General features: G+C 71.8%; 20 protein-coding genes and 2 tRNA genes. 14 read left to right on the top strand and 8 right to left on the bottom strand.

Features of this window, described 5'->3' with window-relative positions; all coding sequences use genetic code 11:
- Positions 1-13: 13 nt before the first annotated feature.
- The 8 genes from ABD268_RS21875 (at position 14) to ABD268_RS21840 (ending at position 4206) form a co-directional block, all read left to right on the top strand.
- Positions 14-484, top strand: coding sequence for a hypothetical protein (locus ABD268_RS21875; protein ID WP_344157757.1), 471 nt, complete (start codon positions 14-16; stop codon positions 482-484).
- A gap of 68 nt (positions 485-552) precedes the next feature.
- Positions 553-628, top strand: a tRNA-Asn gene (locus tag ABD268_RS21870).
- A gap of 225 nt (positions 629-853) precedes the next feature.
- Positions 854-1492, top strand: a complete 639-nt coding sequence (locus ABD268_RS21865; RefSeq protein WP_344157755.1) for a sigma-70 family RNA polymerase sigma factor — start codon at positions 854-856, stop codon at positions 1490-1492.
- A gap of 12 nt (positions 1493-1504) precedes the next feature.
- The gene (locus ABD268_RS21860; RefSeq protein ID WP_344157752.1) at positions 1505-1729 is read left to right on the top strand and encodes a hypothetical protein; all 225 of its coding nucleotides are present in this window, start codon (positions 1505-1507) and stop codon (positions 1727-1729) included.
- Between the two features lie 193 nt (positions 1730-1922).
- The gene (locus ABD268_RS21855; protein WP_344157749.1) at positions 1923-2276 is read left to right on the top strand and encodes a response regulator transcription factor; all 354 of its coding nucleotides are present in this window, start codon (positions 1923-1925) and stop codon (positions 2274-2276) included.
- The gene (locus ABD268_RS21850) at positions 2219-2683 is read left to right on the top strand and encodes a winged helix-turn-helix domain-containing protein (RefSeq protein ID WP_344157746.1); all 465 of its coding nucleotides are present in this window, start codon (positions 2219-2221) and stop codon (positions 2681-2683) included. The genes ABD268_RS21855 and ABD268_RS21850 overlap by 58 nt, the downstream gene beginning before the upstream one ends.
- A gap of 70 nt (positions 2684-2753) precedes the next feature.
- The gene (locus ABD268_RS21845) at positions 2754-3767 is read left to right on the top strand and encodes a GNAT family N-acetyltransferase (RefSeq protein ID WP_344157743.1); all 1014 of its coding nucleotides are present in this window, start codon (positions 2754-2756) and stop codon (positions 3765-3767) included.
- Positions 3754-4206, top strand: coding sequence for a VOC family protein (locus ABD268_RS21840; RefSeq protein WP_344157740.1), 453 nt, complete (start codon positions 3754-3756; stop codon positions 4204-4206). Before ABD268_RS21845 ends, ABD268_RS21840 begins: the two co-directional genes overlap by 14 nt.
- Before the next feature lie 196 nt (positions 4207-4402).
- Here ABD268_RS21840 and ABD268_RS22870 read toward each other — a convergent pair whose 3' ends face one another.
- Entirely contained in the window at positions 4403-4729 is a 327-nt protein-coding gene (locus ABD268_RS22870) for an EamA family transporter (protein WP_425573784.1), read from the bottom strand.
- A gap of 225 nt (positions 4730-4954) precedes the next feature.
- Complete coding sequence (locus ABD268_RS21835; protein ID WP_344157738.1) at positions 4955-5530, bottom strand: YceI family protein; 576 nt, start codon at positions 5528-5530, stop codon at positions 4955-4957.
- Positions 5531-5800: 270 nt separating this feature from the next.
- Here ABD268_RS21835 and ABD268_RS21830 point away from each other — a divergent pair, with 270 nt between their 5' ends.
- Complete coding sequence (locus tag ABD268_RS21830; protein ID WP_344157735.1) at positions 5801-6142, top strand: MarR family winged helix-turn-helix transcriptional regulator; 342 nt, start codon at positions 5801-5803, stop codon at positions 6140-6142.
- Positions 6143-6211: 69 nt separating this feature from the next.
- Here the strand turns inward: ABD268_RS21830 and ABD268_RS21825 are convergent, their stop codons facing one another.
- Positions 6212-6955, bottom strand: coding sequence for a PIG-L deacetylase family protein (locus tag ABD268_RS21825; protein ID WP_344157732.1), 744 nt, complete (start codon positions 6953-6955; stop codon positions 6212-6214).
- 71 nt (positions 6956-7026) lie between these two features.
- On the opposite strand from ABD268_RS21825, the gene ABD268_RS21820 reads away from it, so the two are divergent.
- The 3 genes from ABD268_RS21820 (at position 7027) to ABD268_RS21810 (ending at position 9429) form a co-directional block, all read left to right on the top strand.
- Positions 7027-8016, top strand: coding sequence for a GNAT family N-acetyltransferase (locus tag ABD268_RS21820; protein ID WP_344157729.1), 990 nt, complete (start codon positions 7027-7029; stop codon positions 8014-8016).
- Between the two features lie 107 nt (positions 8017-8123).
- Positions 8124-9050 carry a phosphotransferase gene (locus ABD268_RS21815; RefSeq protein ID WP_344157726.1) on the top strand — a complete coding sequence of 309 codons (927 nt, stop codon included), beginning with the start codon at positions 8124-8126 and terminating at the stop codon, positions 9048-9050.
- Positions 9051-9060: 10 nt separating this feature from the next.
- Positions 9061-9429 (top strand): hypothetical protein, encoded by a 369-nt coding sequence (locus ABD268_RS21810; RefSeq protein ID WP_344157723.1) that lies wholly within the window; start codon positions 9061-9063, stop codon positions 9427-9429.
- A gap of 7 nt (positions 9430-9436) precedes the next feature.
- On the opposite strand, the gene ABD268_RS21805 is transcribed toward ABD268_RS21810, so the two are convergent.
- The 5 genes from ABD268_RS21805 to ABD268_RS21785 form a co-directional block, all read right to left on the bottom strand.
- Positions 9437-10249, bottom strand: coding sequence for a DUF72 domain-containing protein (locus ABD268_RS21805; protein WP_344157720.1), 813 nt, complete (start codon positions 10247-10249; stop codon positions 9437-9439).
- Complete coding sequence (locus tag ABD268_RS21800; RefSeq protein ID WP_344157717.1) at positions 10135-11025, bottom strand: FAD:protein FMN transferase; 891 nt, start codon at positions 11023-11025, stop codon at positions 10135-10137. The genes ABD268_RS21805 and ABD268_RS21800 overlap by 115 nt, the downstream gene beginning before the upstream one ends.
- A 16-nt stretch (positions 11026-11041) precedes the next feature.
- Positions 11042-11569 carry an FMN-binding protein gene (locus ABD268_RS21795; RefSeq protein ID WP_344157714.1) on the bottom strand — a complete coding sequence of 176 codons (528 nt, stop codon included), beginning with the start codon at positions 11567-11569 and terminating at the stop codon, positions 11042-11044.
- A 4-nt stretch (positions 11570-11573) separates the two neighbouring features.
- Complete coding sequence (locus tag ABD268_RS21790; protein WP_344157711.1) at positions 11574-12881, bottom strand: ferredoxin reductase family protein; 1308 nt, start codon at positions 12879-12881, stop codon at positions 11574-11576.
- 110 nt (positions 12882-12991) lie between these two features.
- Positions 12992-13384 carry a hypothetical protein gene (locus tag ABD268_RS21785; protein WP_344157708.1) on the bottom strand — a complete coding sequence of 131 codons (393 nt, stop codon included), beginning with the start codon at positions 13382-13384 and terminating at the stop codon, positions 12992-12994.
- Between the two features lie 132 nt (positions 13385-13516).
- Here ABD268_RS21785 and ABD268_RS22865 point away from each other — a divergent pair, with 132 nt between their 5' ends.
- Positions 13517-14383, top strand: coding sequence for a calcium-binding protein (locus ABD268_RS22865; protein WP_425573790.1), 867 nt, complete (start codon positions 13517-13519; stop codon positions 14381-14383).
- A tRNA-Ile gene (locus ABD268_RS21780) sits at positions 14345-14421 on the top strand. Before ABD268_RS22865 ends, ABD268_RS21780 begins: the two co-directional genes overlap by 39 nt.
- Positions 14422-14426 lie beyond the last annotated feature (5 nt).

Genomic DNA, 14426 nt, shown 5'->3' with positions numbered 1-14426 from the left:
CCGCCGTCCACCCATGCCGCCGGTCGTGCCGGGGGAGCGGGTCCTCGCCTGGGCCGAGGCCGCCGAGGGCGTGGTGGCCGGCACTCGCGACGCGTTGTACCTGAGGGTCTCCTCGGTCGACACCCGGATCGCCTGGGAGCTCGTCGAGGCCGCCGACTGGGACCGGGACACCTCGGTGCTGCGGGTCAGCGAGGTCGGCACCTGGGGCGTGCGCCGGCCCGAGCACCGGTTGACCCTCGAGGAGCCGGGCCGGCTGCTGGAGCTGGTGCGCGAGCGGGTCACCGCGAGCGTCGTCCTTCAGCGGCACGTGCCGCTCCGGGGCCGTCGCGGGCTGCGCGTGATCGCCCGGCGTGCGCCGCGGGGCGACCAGCCGCTCACCTGGCTGTTCGAGTACGACGCCGGCATCGACCCGGCCGACCCCGAGGTCCAGCGGGCGGCCCGAGAGGCCCTCGCCGCCGCGCAGGAGGAGGTCGGGACGGCCTGATCCGTCGGCGGGCGTGCCCGATTTTTTACTGGGCCGTGGACCTTGCTAATGTGTGCGCGCTGCACCGATCCCCTGTAGCTCAACTGGCAGAGCATTCGGCTGTTAACCGGAGGGTTGTTGGTTCGAGTCCAACCGGGGGAGCCAGCAGAGAACGGGCCCGTCTCATCGCGAGGCGGGCCCGTTCTGCATCCTCGCCGTGGTGCCGGTCGAGCTGGGAACGCGTCGATGACTCCTGGGGCGACTGGCTGCACGGGTCCGAACCGGCCCTGCTGGAGGCGCAGCGGCCGGTCACCGACGAGCCGATGCTCGAGCAGGTAGGCGGCGGCGCATCCGGAATTCGTGACACAGAAGCGCCGTATGCTGGCCGCCGTGGACGACTTGGGCGCGCTCCCATCGGAGCGGGACGTCGACCCGTGGGTGGCCTCCCTGAGGTCGGTCGGGCCTGCCCGCGACGACCGGCTCCGTGCGCTCCACGACCTCCTGGTTCGGGTGGCATCACGCGAGCTGTCCCGTCGGCTGTCCGCAAGCTACCTGGGAGGTCAGGATCGCGACGACCTTGCCCACGAGGTGGCGGCCGACGCGATGGTCGCGATCCTGAAGAAGCTTCCTGAGTTCCGTGGCGAGAGTCGTTTCACCACGTGGGCCTACAAGTTCGCCGTTCTCGAGGTCTCGAACAAGCTGGGCCGGAGCTACTGGACGTGGGTTGGTCGCACGGTCGCCCTCGACACGGCGGACTGGGCGCAGTTCGAAGACCGGATGGCCCTCGCCCCGGAGAAGTCGGCCGAGGCGCGGGAGCTTGCGGACGCCCTTCGATCTGCGGTCGGGAACCTCACCCCTCGTCAGCGGGAGGTGTTCGTGGCGATCGTGGTCAACGGAGTTCCGCTGGACGCCATGGTGGCGAAGCTCGGGACGAGCCGGAACGCGCTCTACAAAGTGGTGTTCGACGCGCGTCGAAAGATCCGCGCGGAACTGGTCGCCAATGGACATCTGAACCCCGTGGATGAGTAGGGGGACGCGCCAATGGACGAACGCGAGACTCTCGACCGGTTCTTGACGACCGATCCGCGCGACGTGGGTTGCGATGAAGCGATGGCGTTCCTTCACGTCTACGCCGAGCTCGCGGCGAGCGGCGCCGATGCGGCCGAACGGTTTCCCGGCATGGCGGCGCACCTTCTCGCATGTGGTCCGTGTGGCGACGACTTCCAGGGCTTGCTCGACATCCTCACGGATCCTCCGGAGGGGTAGTTCACGAAGCGGCCGACTGGTCCGGACGGAGATGAGTGGTGGGTGCCGGGCGCGCTGGGATCGAGCAGCTGGCCGTCCGGGCGGACGTCCCGACCCCCGCTCGGATTGCCGTTGGTCACTGCGGTGAGGAGTCGAACCGCTCCGTGACCGCAGGTAAGAACCCGAGGCCTCTCGATCGCTATCACTACGGGGGATGCTCCTGCTCGACGGCGCTGCAGGTGTCACCAGCCTGGTTTCCGGAGTCGTCGACAGAGTTGTCGCGAGGAGGCGGGAGATGGCGCGGGTCATGGTCGTGGATGAGGACGTCACCGTTCGCGAGGTGGTGACGTCGTACCTGCGAGCAGACCGTCACGAGGCCGTCGAGTCCGGCGACGGCGAGGAGGCGTTGCGGATGTACCGCGACCGTCCTGTCGACCTGGTGGTGCTGGACCTCGCACTGCCCGGTATCGACGGCAGGGAGGTGCCCGGCGATTGCGCGAGATCGGCGACGTGCCCATCATCATGCTCAGTGCGCTCGGCGGGGAACGGGATCGTGTGGCCGGCTTGAGGCTCGGGGCAGACGACTTCGTGGGCAAGCCCTTCAGTCCTCGTGAGCTGGTCGCGCGGGTGGACTCGGTGCTACGGCGCAGTGGGCCGGCGCCGGCAGCGTCAAGGGTGCTCGCCGACGGCAACCTCACGGTCGACACCGACCGGCACGTCACGACCCTTGCCGACCACGCTGTGGCGCTCACGGTGAGGGAGTTCGCCCTTCTCCGATTCCTCGTCGGGAACCCCGGGATCGCGTTCACTCGAGAGGACCTTCTGAAGCAGGTATGGGGATGGACCGTCGGTGACCGCTCGACGGTCACGGTGCACGTGCGACGACTTCGGGAAAAGATCGAGGTCGATCCCACTCGTCCCACCCGGCTGCTCACCATCTGGGGAATCGGCTATCTCTGGGAGGCCCAGGGATGACGTCCTCATCTGCCTGTCGTCTGCGCCGGTCAAGGCCTTCACCGCGGAGAACACATGAAAGGAACAGCACGTGATCACCTGTCGCGAAGTCACCGGGTCCGACGCGCTCGCCCTGGCGGGAGTGCTCGAGGACGCCGAGGAAGATCAGCGCCGGTTGCAGTCGGCCCTCGATGACCCGCACAACACGGTGTACCGGCTCGACGACGGGGATGTCGTCGCAGGCGCCGCCGTCGTGGTTTGGAACGTCAACCTTCACGAGCTGCTCTACGTGGCCGTGGCTCGGGACCGGCGCGGTCAGGGCCTGGGTCGCGTCCTCGTCGAGCGGATCATCGCGGACCTCGATCGCCGAGGGGGCGTCCTCGAGGTCGGCACGGCCAACTCGTCCCTCGACAACATCGCCGTCTACCAACGACTGGGCTTCCGCATGTCGGTCGTGCTTCGCAACTACTTCGACTACGTCGGCGAGGGTGTGATCGAGTTCGGCATCCCTCTTCGCGACATGATCGTCTTCGACCGCGCCGCACAGCGGGCCGCCGGCTCGCCGGGTGCTCCCGCCTCCGCTCGGATGGTCCTGATCCCCGGCAGCACCAGGCCCGACTCGACCAATGTCGCGGCGCTACGCACCGTCCGCGACCTCTTCGACGGCGCCGTGCTCTTCGAGGGCCTCGCGGACATCCCACCGCTTGTTCCCGGGGGCGACTCGAGCGGTCACGTCGTCGAGGACCTCCGGAACAAGATCGCGGATGCCGACCTCGTCGTCCTCAGCACCCCGGAGTACGCAGGATCGCTGCCCGGAACGTTCAAGAACTTCCTCGACTGGACGGTCGGTGGCGGAGACCTGTACGGAAAGCCGGTGGTGTGGCTGGACGTCGCCGCCGAAGGACGCGGGCGTGGCGCCTCCGCGGAGCTGTCGAAGGTGCTGGGGTACGTCGACGCCCGGGTGCTACGGCCTGGTGGGATCAAGATCCCCGTTCCGCGCGGCGCCGTCGGGCCGGGCGGCACGGTGAACGACCCCGACTTCCGCGCCGCCGCGGTGCGCGAGCTCGGCAACGTCCTGGCCGAGGTCTTGGATGTTTCTCACTAGCCAATCGACCACCGATGCACCGGTCGTTCACGGGCGGACCCCGACAGTCCGAGTGGCACGCCGCTGCTGGAGGCTCGAGGAGTGTGCGGCCTTCTACGTCAACATCGTCGGCCTCTCGCAGCTCTACGAGTTCAGCGACCACGCAGGTTACGACGGAGTCGTATTGGCTCTGCGAGGACCGGCGGTGCAGCTCGAGCTCGTCAGTCCTCCAGACGACTCGCCGATGGCCTCGCCGGACGACGAGGACCTCATCGTCATCCTCGTCGACGACGACCGCGACCTGGACGCCCGGCGGCATCGCTTGACCCGCGACCTCGGGCTCACCGTGACCAGGCCGCACAACCCGTACTGGCGCGCCCGGCGTGCCTTCGTCGTGCGCGATCCGGATGGCCGCGGCGTGATGTTCGCGTTCGACCCCGACGAGCCGCCTGGTCCCTGACGACCAGCGGCGCACGCGCCTGGGGCAGACAGCTCGGAGCGCTGCGGGTGGACTCACGGGCTGGCCATCTCGCCACCTAGCGTCGACATGAGGGGCGTCGTGTCCCGGGACCGTTCGGGCACCGGGCGGCGCGCTCCACTGGCGGGTCAGGATGAGGAAGGCCGAGGCGACGAGGACCGAGATGACGACCAGGCCGTCACCGAGCAGGGGGTCGGAGCCCGAGCCACTGTCGGGAGTGCACAGGGGCGACGATGAGGCTCCCGCCGAGGCCGAGCATCAGGGCGACCACTGCGGCTCGGGGCATTCTCTCCCTCAGGAACACGAGCGCGAGGACGACGGTCAGGAGCGGCTCGACGGTGAGCAGGAGGCTGCCCGACGATGCCGACGTGCGAGCAAGTCCGAGGTCACCCACGACGTAGGCGACCCCCGGCAGCAGACTGCCTGCGAACAGATTCCGCGTCGCCCTTCGCCGCCGCACCGACACGGACGTGCTCACGCCGTATGCCACCGCGGCAGCGAGCATGGCGATCTCACCGGGCGGCAGGCGATCGGACCAGACCAGGTTTCGCGATGGCATCCACTGCTTTCCCGTCGGGGACTCCTCCGTGAGCGCGGCGCGAACCTGTGCGTCTTACAGCGCCCGGGAATCTTGCGACTCACCGAGGACGACGCGGGGCGTCTCCGGACGGCCAGGGTCCTTCATCCACCGAGGGAGGGGCAGCGGAGTCGCCGCGCATCCCCCGACCGCTCATCTGCTGCGTACGGTTTCGATCTCGATGTGAATGGTGATGTCCTTGCTGACGAGCATGCCGCCCGCCTCGAGGGCCATGTTCCAGGTGATGCCGAACTCTTCGCGGTTGATCGTGGTCTCGCCTGAGAAGATGGCGCGATCGCCACCCCACGGGTCGCGTGCGTGGCCGTGGAACGAGACCTCGAGCGGTACTTCGCGGGTAACTCCGTGGATGGTGAGATCCCCGTGCGCGATGCCGCGGGTTCCCTCCCAGTCGACGCGGACGCTGTGGAACGTGGCCTGCGGGAACCGCTCGACGTCGAACAGCTCGTTGGACCGCAGGTGTTCGTCGCGAGCTGGGTTTCCGGTCTCGACGCTGGCCATGCCGATCACGACGTCCACGCGTGAGTCACGGAGGTGATCGGCGATGCGGACAGTGCCCGACACGTCGGTGAACCGGCCGCGGACCCTGCTCACCATCAAGTGACGGCCGGTGAATGCGACGTCGGCGTGGCCAGGATCGATGTCCCAGCTGCCCGGTGCCGGCAGCACTGCTCCGTTGACGAGCCGGGTGGCGGCGGTGCTGGTGGTCATCTCTGTCTCCTCATGTCGATGGTGCAGGGCCGGTCAGCCCCGGCTCGGTCTCGATGCCCGGTCGGCCGTGAGCCCTATGCATGTGCGTGTGCACACACATAGTTACCGAGTTCGTGCCCTCTGTCAAGGTGTGTGCGCACGCACATTTGTTGTGGCACAGTTGAAGCCATGGCTGAAGAGTCGGTGGACCGGGTCGCGGCGTGGGCGGCGCTGTTGCGCGTACATGCGGCGGTGGTTCCCAAGCTGGCGCGGTCACTCAGAGAGGTCGGCATGCCCATCTCTTGGTACGACGTGCTGCTGGTCCTGAACTCCGCGCCCGAGCGACGGCTCCGGATGGTCGAGCTGGGCAGCCACGCAGTGCTCAGTCGAGAGCAGGTGAGCCGGGTCGTGAGCGAGCTGGAGCGTGCCGGCCTCGTCGAGCGGCAACCCAACCCCGGCGACAAGCGCTCGTTCTTCGCGGCGATCACGCGAGCCGGCCGGGACCGGCTCCGGGCTACCGCCCCGACATACCTCGATGCGATCGAGGAGCACTACGCCCGGCACCTCAGTGACCGTGAGCTCGACACGATCGCGCGTGCGCTGGGGAAGGTGCTGGCAGCCGAGGAGTCGTAGGGATCCGAGGCCCTGGAGCCGAGAACCGCTACAGCAGCCGCGCAGTGGGGCCTTCAGAGCGTCTTCCGGCTACTCGCCCCAGCCCATCGGGAACACCTCGACGGTGGCGGCGAAGGCGACCCCGAGCCGCTGGCCGGACTGCCGGGCGAAGCCCTCGAGGAACTCGCGCGGGTCGAAGTCCTCCCAGCCGAGGCCGTCGATGTAGGCGCGGTGCGCCTCGAGGGACGCCACGCCGGCGTCGAACGTCTCGGTGGTCTCGACGCCGTGCGTCGCGTTCGGTGAGCCGAAGGCCCACACCGCACGCACCCCGCCCCACGGCTCGAGCCCGTCGGTCAGCTGGTCGTTGAACACCCAGCGGTTCCCGGCGTCGCGGACCGCGTCGACGACGGCCCGGCCGACCGCGATGTGGTCGGCCTGGTTGAGGTTGCGCCCGCCCCAGGTCTCGCGGAAGTTGCCGGTGATCACGACGTCGGGGCGGTGCCGGCGCACGACGTGGGCGATCTCGCGGCGCAGCGGCACGCCGTACTCCAGCACGCCGTCGGGCTGGCCCAGGAACTCCACCACCGGGACGCCGACGATCCTCGCCGACTCGACCTGCTCGGCCTCGCGGACCCGGCGGCACTCCTCGGGCTCCATCCCGTCGATGCCCGCCTCGCCGCTGGTCACCATGCAGTAGACGACCTCCTTGCCCTGGCCGGTCCAGCGTGCGACGGCGGCGGCCGCCCCGAACTCCATGTCGTCGGGATGGGCCACCACGCAGAGCGCGCGCGACCAGTCCTCGGGCAGCTTCTCGAGCGGTTCCACCTGGGGCATGTCCGTCATGGTCCGAGCATGCACCCGAAACCGCGTTGCCGACACACCTACGGCGCGGTTGGGTGGTCGGCATGGCCGACATCGCGCGCATCGACCCCCACGACGACGCGGCCCTGCGGGCGTGGTTCGGGGTCGAGCAGGCCTCGATCCGCGCCGACCGGCCGCAGGCGCTGTCCCGGACGTACGCCGCGCTGGCGACGGCGGTGCGCCACCCCAGCCCGTACGTCGACCGGCCGCTGCTGGCGGCCGTCGAGGGCGGCGCGACCGTCGGGGTCGCCGAGGTCGAGCTGACCACGCAGGACAACCTGCACCTGGCCGAGCTCGCGATCCACGTGCACCCCGACCACCGCCGCCGCGGGATCGGGCGCGCCCTCCACGACGCCGCCGAGGAGATCCGGCGGGCCGCCGGCAGGTCCACGGTCGTGGGGGAGCTGCTCGTCGCTGACGGGAACGACGACCCGGCCGGGATGGCGTTCGCTCGCGCGCTCGGGTTCGGCAGCGTCCACCAGGAGGAGCACCTCGTGCTGCCTCTCCCGGTCGACCCGGCCGGCCTCCCGCCGCCGCCGGCCGTCACGGCGTACGAGATCGTCATCTGGCGCGACCGGTGCCCCGACGAGCACGTTGCGGCGTTCTGCGCGATGCGCACCCAGATGGGGCGCGACGTCCCCGTCGGCGAGGTGGCCTACGAGCCGCCGGTCATCGACGAGGAGCGGCTGCGCAGCTCGGAGGAGCGCACCCGCCGGGCCTACCACCGCATCGTCGCCGCGGCCCGGCGCCGGGAGGACGGGGAGATGGCCGGCTACTCGGTGGTCTTCCTCGCCCACGACGACCACGAGGCGCTCCAGGACGACACGCTGGTGATGCCCGACCACCGGGGCCACCGGCTCGGGCTGCGCCTCAAGCTGGCGACCCTGGAGGTGCTCGGCCGCGAGCACCCCGACCGGCGGATGCTGCACACGTGGAGCGACCGCGAGAACCACGCGATGTACCGCACCAACGTGGCCATCGGGTACCGCCGGGCCGAGGTCCTGCACGAGATGCAGCGCGAGGACCCGTCCTGACCGGCTTCGCGCGCCTCGGGCGGCTGCCCTCGAGCAGCGAGCGGTGGAGGGGCGCGGCGTTCCGTGCCGAGCTGGCCGCCTGGGTCGAGGAGGCCACGGGGCCGCCGGTGTCCCTGGAGCCGGTGAAGATCCGTCCCTGGGCCACCGTCTGGCGGGCGGAGACGCCCACCGGCGTCCACTTCGCCAAGCAGAACTGCGCGACCCAGGCCTACGAGGCTGCGCTGCTGGTCGAGCTCAACGCGCTCGCGCCGCACCACGTCGTACCCCTCACCGCGGTCGACCTCGACCGCGGCCTGCTGATGACCCCCGACCGGGGCCCGGTGCTCGGCGCAGCCACCGACGACATCGACAGCTGGTGCCGGGTGGCGCAGGCCGGCGCCCGCCTCAAGCGCGAGGTGGCGCCGTACGCCGACCGGCTGGCCGCCGCGGGCCTGACCACGCTGGCGCCCGGCGACGCGGTGACCTACGTCGAGCAGCTGCTGGCCGCGTTCGCGACGCTGCCGCCCGGGGACGTCCGCGGGCTGCCCGTGCCGGACCGCGACCGGCTCCACGCGCACCTGCCGACGGTGGCGCGGTGGGCCGAGGAGGTCGCCGCGTCGGGACTGCCGACGACACTGGTCCACAACGACCTGCACGGCAACAACGTCGTCGACACCGACGGGGAGCTGCGCTTCTTCGACTTCGCGGACGCGATGCTGATGGAGCCGCTGGCGGCGCTGCTGATCCCGCTGGACCTGCTGGCCTTCCGACTCGACGCCCGGCCGGACGACGCCCGGCTGTGGCGGGTGGCCGACGCCGCCCTGGAGGTGTGGAGCGACCTGGCCGACCCCGCGGACCTGCGCGCCGCCCTGCCCGCCGCGCTGCGGCTGGCCCGGCTCGGCCGCACCGAGACGTGGGTGCGGTGCACGGCGCCGATGGACCCCGGCGAGCTCGAGGAGTGGGGCAACAGCGCGGCCACCTCGCTGGCCGCGCTGCTGCGCGATCCACCCGTGGGGCACCTCCGGGGTGAGCCCGGGTTGGGAGCGACCTCCTAGCGTGGCAGTCATGAGCTACCGACTGAGCCGGATGATGTCCACCGCGACCGCGGGCTACGGGGTGTTCGCCCTGGTGAACCCCGCCCACCTGCCCGACGCGTTGCAGGCCGACAAGGAGGACCGGCCCGGGCTCGAGCTGCTCGCCGAGACCTACGGCGTGCGGGACCTGGCGATCAGCGCGCTGGGGATCTTCGGGCGGTCACCCAGGACGGTCCGGGCGGCGATGCTGCTCCGGATCGCGATGGACCTCGGGGACGCGGCGCTGCTCTCGACGAAGACCGACGACGAGGTGCGGCAGAAGGTGCTGGCGGTCACGCTGGGGTGGGCCGGCCTGAACGCGCTCGCGCTGGTCGTCGACTCGCTGCGCGCCGAGGACTGAGGCTCGCTCAGGCGACCCGTTCGATGAGCGCCATCGCGTCGTGGGGTGCGAACCCCTTGGCGTCGTTGTCGAAGTAGACGTACACGTCCTGGTGGCGAGCCCACGCCCGGCACCTGCGCGCCCAGTCGTCGAGGGCTGCGGCGGTGTAGCCGCTGGCGTAGAGCTCCTTGTCGCCGTGCAGCCGGACGTAGCGGAAGTCGCTGGTGTCCTCCTCGACCTTCGGCCACCGGCCCGCCGTGTCGGCGAGGACGCAGGCGGCGTCGTGCTCCCGGAGCAGCGCGAAGGCCTCGGGGGTGCAGAAGGTCGGGCTGCGGAACTCCAGCGCGTGCCGCAGCGGCCGCTCCTCGGCGGCGGTGGTGAGCGCGCGGTCCTCGGGCACCTTGGCGTCGTGCTCGGCGGCGAGCCGCGCCGCCTCGGTGGTGGTCCGGGGGAGCCGGGCCAGGAAGTCGGCCACCCGGTCGGCGTCGAAGGGCAGGTTCTCCGGCAGCTGCCACAGCACCGGCCCCAGCTTGGGCCCGAGCCCGAGCACGCCCGAGGCGAAGAAGTTGGCCAGCGCCGTCTCCACGCCGCGCAGCTTCTTCATGTGCGTGATGAACCGGCCGCCCTTGACCGCGAACACGAAGTCGTCGGGCGTCTGGTCGCGCCACGCGGCGTACGACGTGGGGCGCTGGAGGGAGTAGAACGAGCCGTTGATCTCGATCGAGGTCAACCGCTCGGCGGCGTAGCCCAGCTCGAGGCGCTGCGCGAGGCCGCGCGGGTAGAAGTCGCCGCGCCAGCCGGGGTAGGTCCAGCCGGAGATGCCGACCCGGATGCGTCCCATGGGTCCGACACTAGGTCGTCGGTCACCAGCGTGGTGCTCCCGTCGGTGCCGACGACCAGCCCGCGGCGGCCCGGCCGGGTGCGCAGCCAGCGGGCGGCGTCGGGGCCGAGGGCGTAGGCCGCAGTGGCGTCGATGTCGGCCCAGGTGAGGCTCTCGGCGACCACCGTCACCGAGGCCACGCCCTCCGGCGGCCGGCCGGTCCGGCCGTCGAGCAGGTGGCTGCCGCGGTGGGCGGTCCCGGACGTGGCCACCGCGCCGTTGTGGACGGGGACGACCGCGAGCACCCGGGTGGGGTCGTGCGGGTCCTCGATCCCGATCCGCCACGGGGCCGCCCCGGGGTCGATGGTCCGGCAGACCATGTCCCCGCCGGCGGAGAGGCAGAAGTCGGTGGCCTCGAGCGCGCGCAGCGGGCGGGCCGCCCGCTCGACCGCCCAGCCCTTGACCACGCCGCTGGGGTCGAGCCGGGTGCGGCCGTCGCGGGCGGGCAGGCGCACCCGGAAGGCGCCGCCCGACTCGCGCTCAGCACGGGCGCCGAGGTCGAGCACCTCGATCACCTCCGTCGGGCAGTCGGCGAGGTCGATCTCGCCGCGGCCGAGCCGGGAGACCACCGAGTCCTGTCGGTAGGAGCTGAACACCCGGTCCACGTCGCGCAGCGCCGCCAGAGCCTCTGCCCAGGCGTCCCGACCGTCCAGGTCGGCGGCGTGCCGGCCGCGCAGAGCGAGGCTGATCGGCATCCCCATGACGTGCTCGACGTAGCGCTGCAGCTGCTCGCTCACCGGGCTACTCCCGTCCTCACAGGCCGGCCTGGTCCAGGGCACTCTGCAGCGACTGGACGTAGCCGACGCTGGTGACGGTGGCGCCACTGACCATGTCGATCTGGGCGCTCTGCGCGTCGAGGGTCTCCTGGATCAGGATCGGCAGGGCGTAGGAGTTGATCTGGTCGTCCTGCGGGTTGCCGCTGGGGTACTGCAGCATCGCCACGTCGGTGATCGTGCTGCCCTTCGTGGTCAGCTGCACCTGCACCGGGCCCCACTGGGTCTGCGCGACGCCGCCGGTGACGGCCGTCGACGTGGTGGCCGTCGAGCCGCCGCTGCCCGAGCCGCTGCCCGAGCCGTCGGCCTGGTTGCCGCCGTCCCCACCCCCGCCGCCGGAGCCCGACCCGCCCTGCCCGGAGGCTGCCGAGGCCCGCCCGGGCTGGGTCGGGGAGCCGACCACGGTGCCGCTGCCGGCGCTCAGCGCCCCGGAGGTGGACGTGTGGTAGCCGAACAGCAGGACGACCACCGTGATCGTGCTGAGCAGCCACAGGACGTTGCGCTTCATCGGGTCACCACCGGAAGGATTCGACGTGGAAGTGCTCGGGCGGGAGGCCTGCGGCCGCGCAGGCGCGGCGGACGCTGGCGGTCCACTCCGATGGGCCACAGACGTAGACGTCGCGCTGGGCGATGTCGGGGATCCACCAGGTCAGTGCGGTCACGTCGTCCGCGGTGCCGACACCGTCACCGAGCCAGGAGTCGGAGGCCCGCCGCCGGCCGGGCAGGTAGAGCGTCTGGAGGCCGCGCTCCCGCTCCAGCACCGCCAGCTCGCGCACGAAGAGCGGGTGGCTCCGGAACCGCTGCACGAGCACCGCGTCCCCGGGTGCGTAGTCGAGGCCTTCGGCCAGGGCGCGCAACGGGGTCACCCCGACCCCGGAGCCGATCAGCGCGACCCGGTGCCGTTGGCGGGCTCGCGGGCTGAGCCGGCCGTAGGGGCCCTCCACCAGCACCTTCGTGCCCGGGCGCAGGTACGCCGCCTCCGCGCTGCCGTCGCCCGCTTCCTTGACCGTGATCCGCAGGCTGCGCCCGTCGGGCGCTGCCGACAGGGAGTACGGGTTCGCCCGGGTCCACCCCTCGCGGCCCAGGAAGCGCCAGGAGAGGAACTGCCCCGGCTCGACCGGCAGCCGGTGCAGGCCGCGGCCGGCGACGTACACCGACACGATGCCGGGGGCCTCGCGCACCACCGACGTCACGTGCAGGCCGTGCCGCGCGCTGCGCCACAGGGGCAGGCCGACCCGCCAGACCAGCACGGCCGCCGCGGTGAGCGCCCACGCGGTCCACCAGTAGGCGGTCGCCGCCGGCGAGGTCAGGAACTCCTGCCCGGTCCACAGCTGGTGGGGGAGTGCCAGTCCGACGCCGAGGTAGCCGTAGAGGTGCAGCAGGTGCCAGGACTCGTAGCGCAGCCGGGCTCGCGCGGCGCGGACGCTGGTGGCGACCACGAGCAGCAGGAGCAGGGTGCCGGCCACCGCGAGCAGCATGCCCGGGTAGGTCGTGGTGAGGTTCCACAAGGTGCCCGGCGTCGCGGCAAGGCTGCCCGCGGCGTACCCCCAGGTGATCAGGCCGACGTGGGCGAGCATCAGGTTGAACGACGTGAAGCCGACGATCCGGTGCTGGTGTGCGAGCCGGTCCTGTCCGAACGCGCGCTCCAGCAACGGCAGCCGGGCCATCAGCAGCACCTGCGCGAGCAGCAGGTCGGAGGCCACCAGGCCGGTGAGCCGGCCCAGCGACGTCAGACCGGAGGCCCAGCCGCCGAGGTCCTGGATCCCGCCGGCCGCGGTCCACCAGTAGGTCACCACCAGCAGGCTCAGCCACAGCGCCACGCCCGCGCCGGTCCGGACGCCCGCGTCGACGCGCGCCCGGCGGAATCAGGGGTGCCGTGCACCGGGCACTCCAGGCGGCACGGCGCGGGCCAAGCTGTCGGTGGCGGCCGTCATGAGTGGTAGGCCGTGTCGGTGCCCTCGACGCTGCCGTGGTCGGTGCCGCCCGGGGGCACGCCCCCGTCGTCGTCACCGGCCGGCGGTGCCGGCGGCGCCTGGCGGTCCGGGGTGAACCCGGTGCCGACCTGACCGGTCCGCCCGACCTCCGACACAGGGGCGTTGAGCTGACCGAGGGCGAACCCGCCCAGCGAGCCGGCGGCGACCAGGCCGATCGTGGCGCCGGCCAGCGTGCGCCGGCCGCGTGCCCGACGGGTGCGTGCTCGCGGCGAGGTCGCGGCGTAGGGCACCGGGTTCACGGGCGGGTGGACGGGCGGCGGTGGCGTCGAGGCGTCCGACGGTGCGGGCTCCCAGCGGGAACCGCTGTGGGGCTGCTGCTGGTCGGTCACGGGGCCTCCTCGTCTCGGTGGTCCCATCGTGGGCCGCCGACCTGAGCCGGACAGGTGCCGAACCTGTGAAGTACCTGTCAGCCGGGCGCTTGCCTGACTACGGTGGGCGGGGCACTCGGACGAACGGGGGAGATGACCATGGGGCTCTCGGGAGGCCGCGTCGCCGGCACGGTCGCCGCGCTCGTGGCGGTCGGGCTCATCAACTTCGGCGCGCCCACGTCGGCAGGAACCGCCGAGCCGATCTGCGACGGCAAGGTCGCCACCGACGGGTCGACGACCAGCAACCAGGGACAGACCGTCACCGGCACCGACGGCGACGACGTCATCATCGTCGGCCCGGAGGTGCTGGAGGTCTACGGGCTGGCCGGCGACGACACCATCTGCCACGTGGCGGCCTACGACGACTTCGCGAACGCCCGCCTGTACGGCGGCGCCGGCGACGACCGGCTCTTCGGCGACGAGGGGCACCACGTCCTCGCCGGCGGCAAGGGAGCCGACTACCTGTTCGGCGGCTACGCGAACGACACCTTCGACGGGGGCCCGGGTGACGACGTGCTCGACGGGTCGTGCGATGGCTGCACCTTCGAGGGCCGCTACAACGACGTGGCCGACTACACCGCGCCGGGCTACGGCGACGTGGACCTCGACCTTCTCGCCGGTACGGCGGTCGCCCGCAACGGCACCGACACCCTCATCGACATCGCCGACGTGGTCTCCGGCGCGGGCGACGACGTCCTCCGCGGTGACGCCCAGGGCAACCGGTTCTGGTCGGAGGGCGGTTCCGACCGCCTGGTCGGCCGGGCCGGCGACGACCACCTCCGGGCCGGCGCCGGCCGCGACCGCGCCGACGGTGGGGCCGGGACCGACCACTGCCGGGCCGAGCACCGGGTCCGCTGCGAGCACAGATCGACGCACCGGTGTCGTCCGGCGCCCGGCCGGCTCGGTAGGTTGTGCCCGCCAGGGGCGGTAGCTCAGTCGGTCAGAGCAGAGGACTCATAATCCTTGGGTCGTGGGTTCGAGCCCCACCCGCCCTACCACGCAG

Origin of the sequence: Nocardioides koreensis, from assembly GCF_039531775.1 — a bacterium.
GTDB classification, from domain to species: domain Bacteria; phylum Actinomycetota; class Actinomycetes; order Propionibacteriales; family Nocardioidaceae; genus Nocardioides; species Nocardioides koreensis.
Note: the sequence above shows the minus strand (reverse complement) of the source record. Positions and strands in the feature narration are given on the sequence as shown.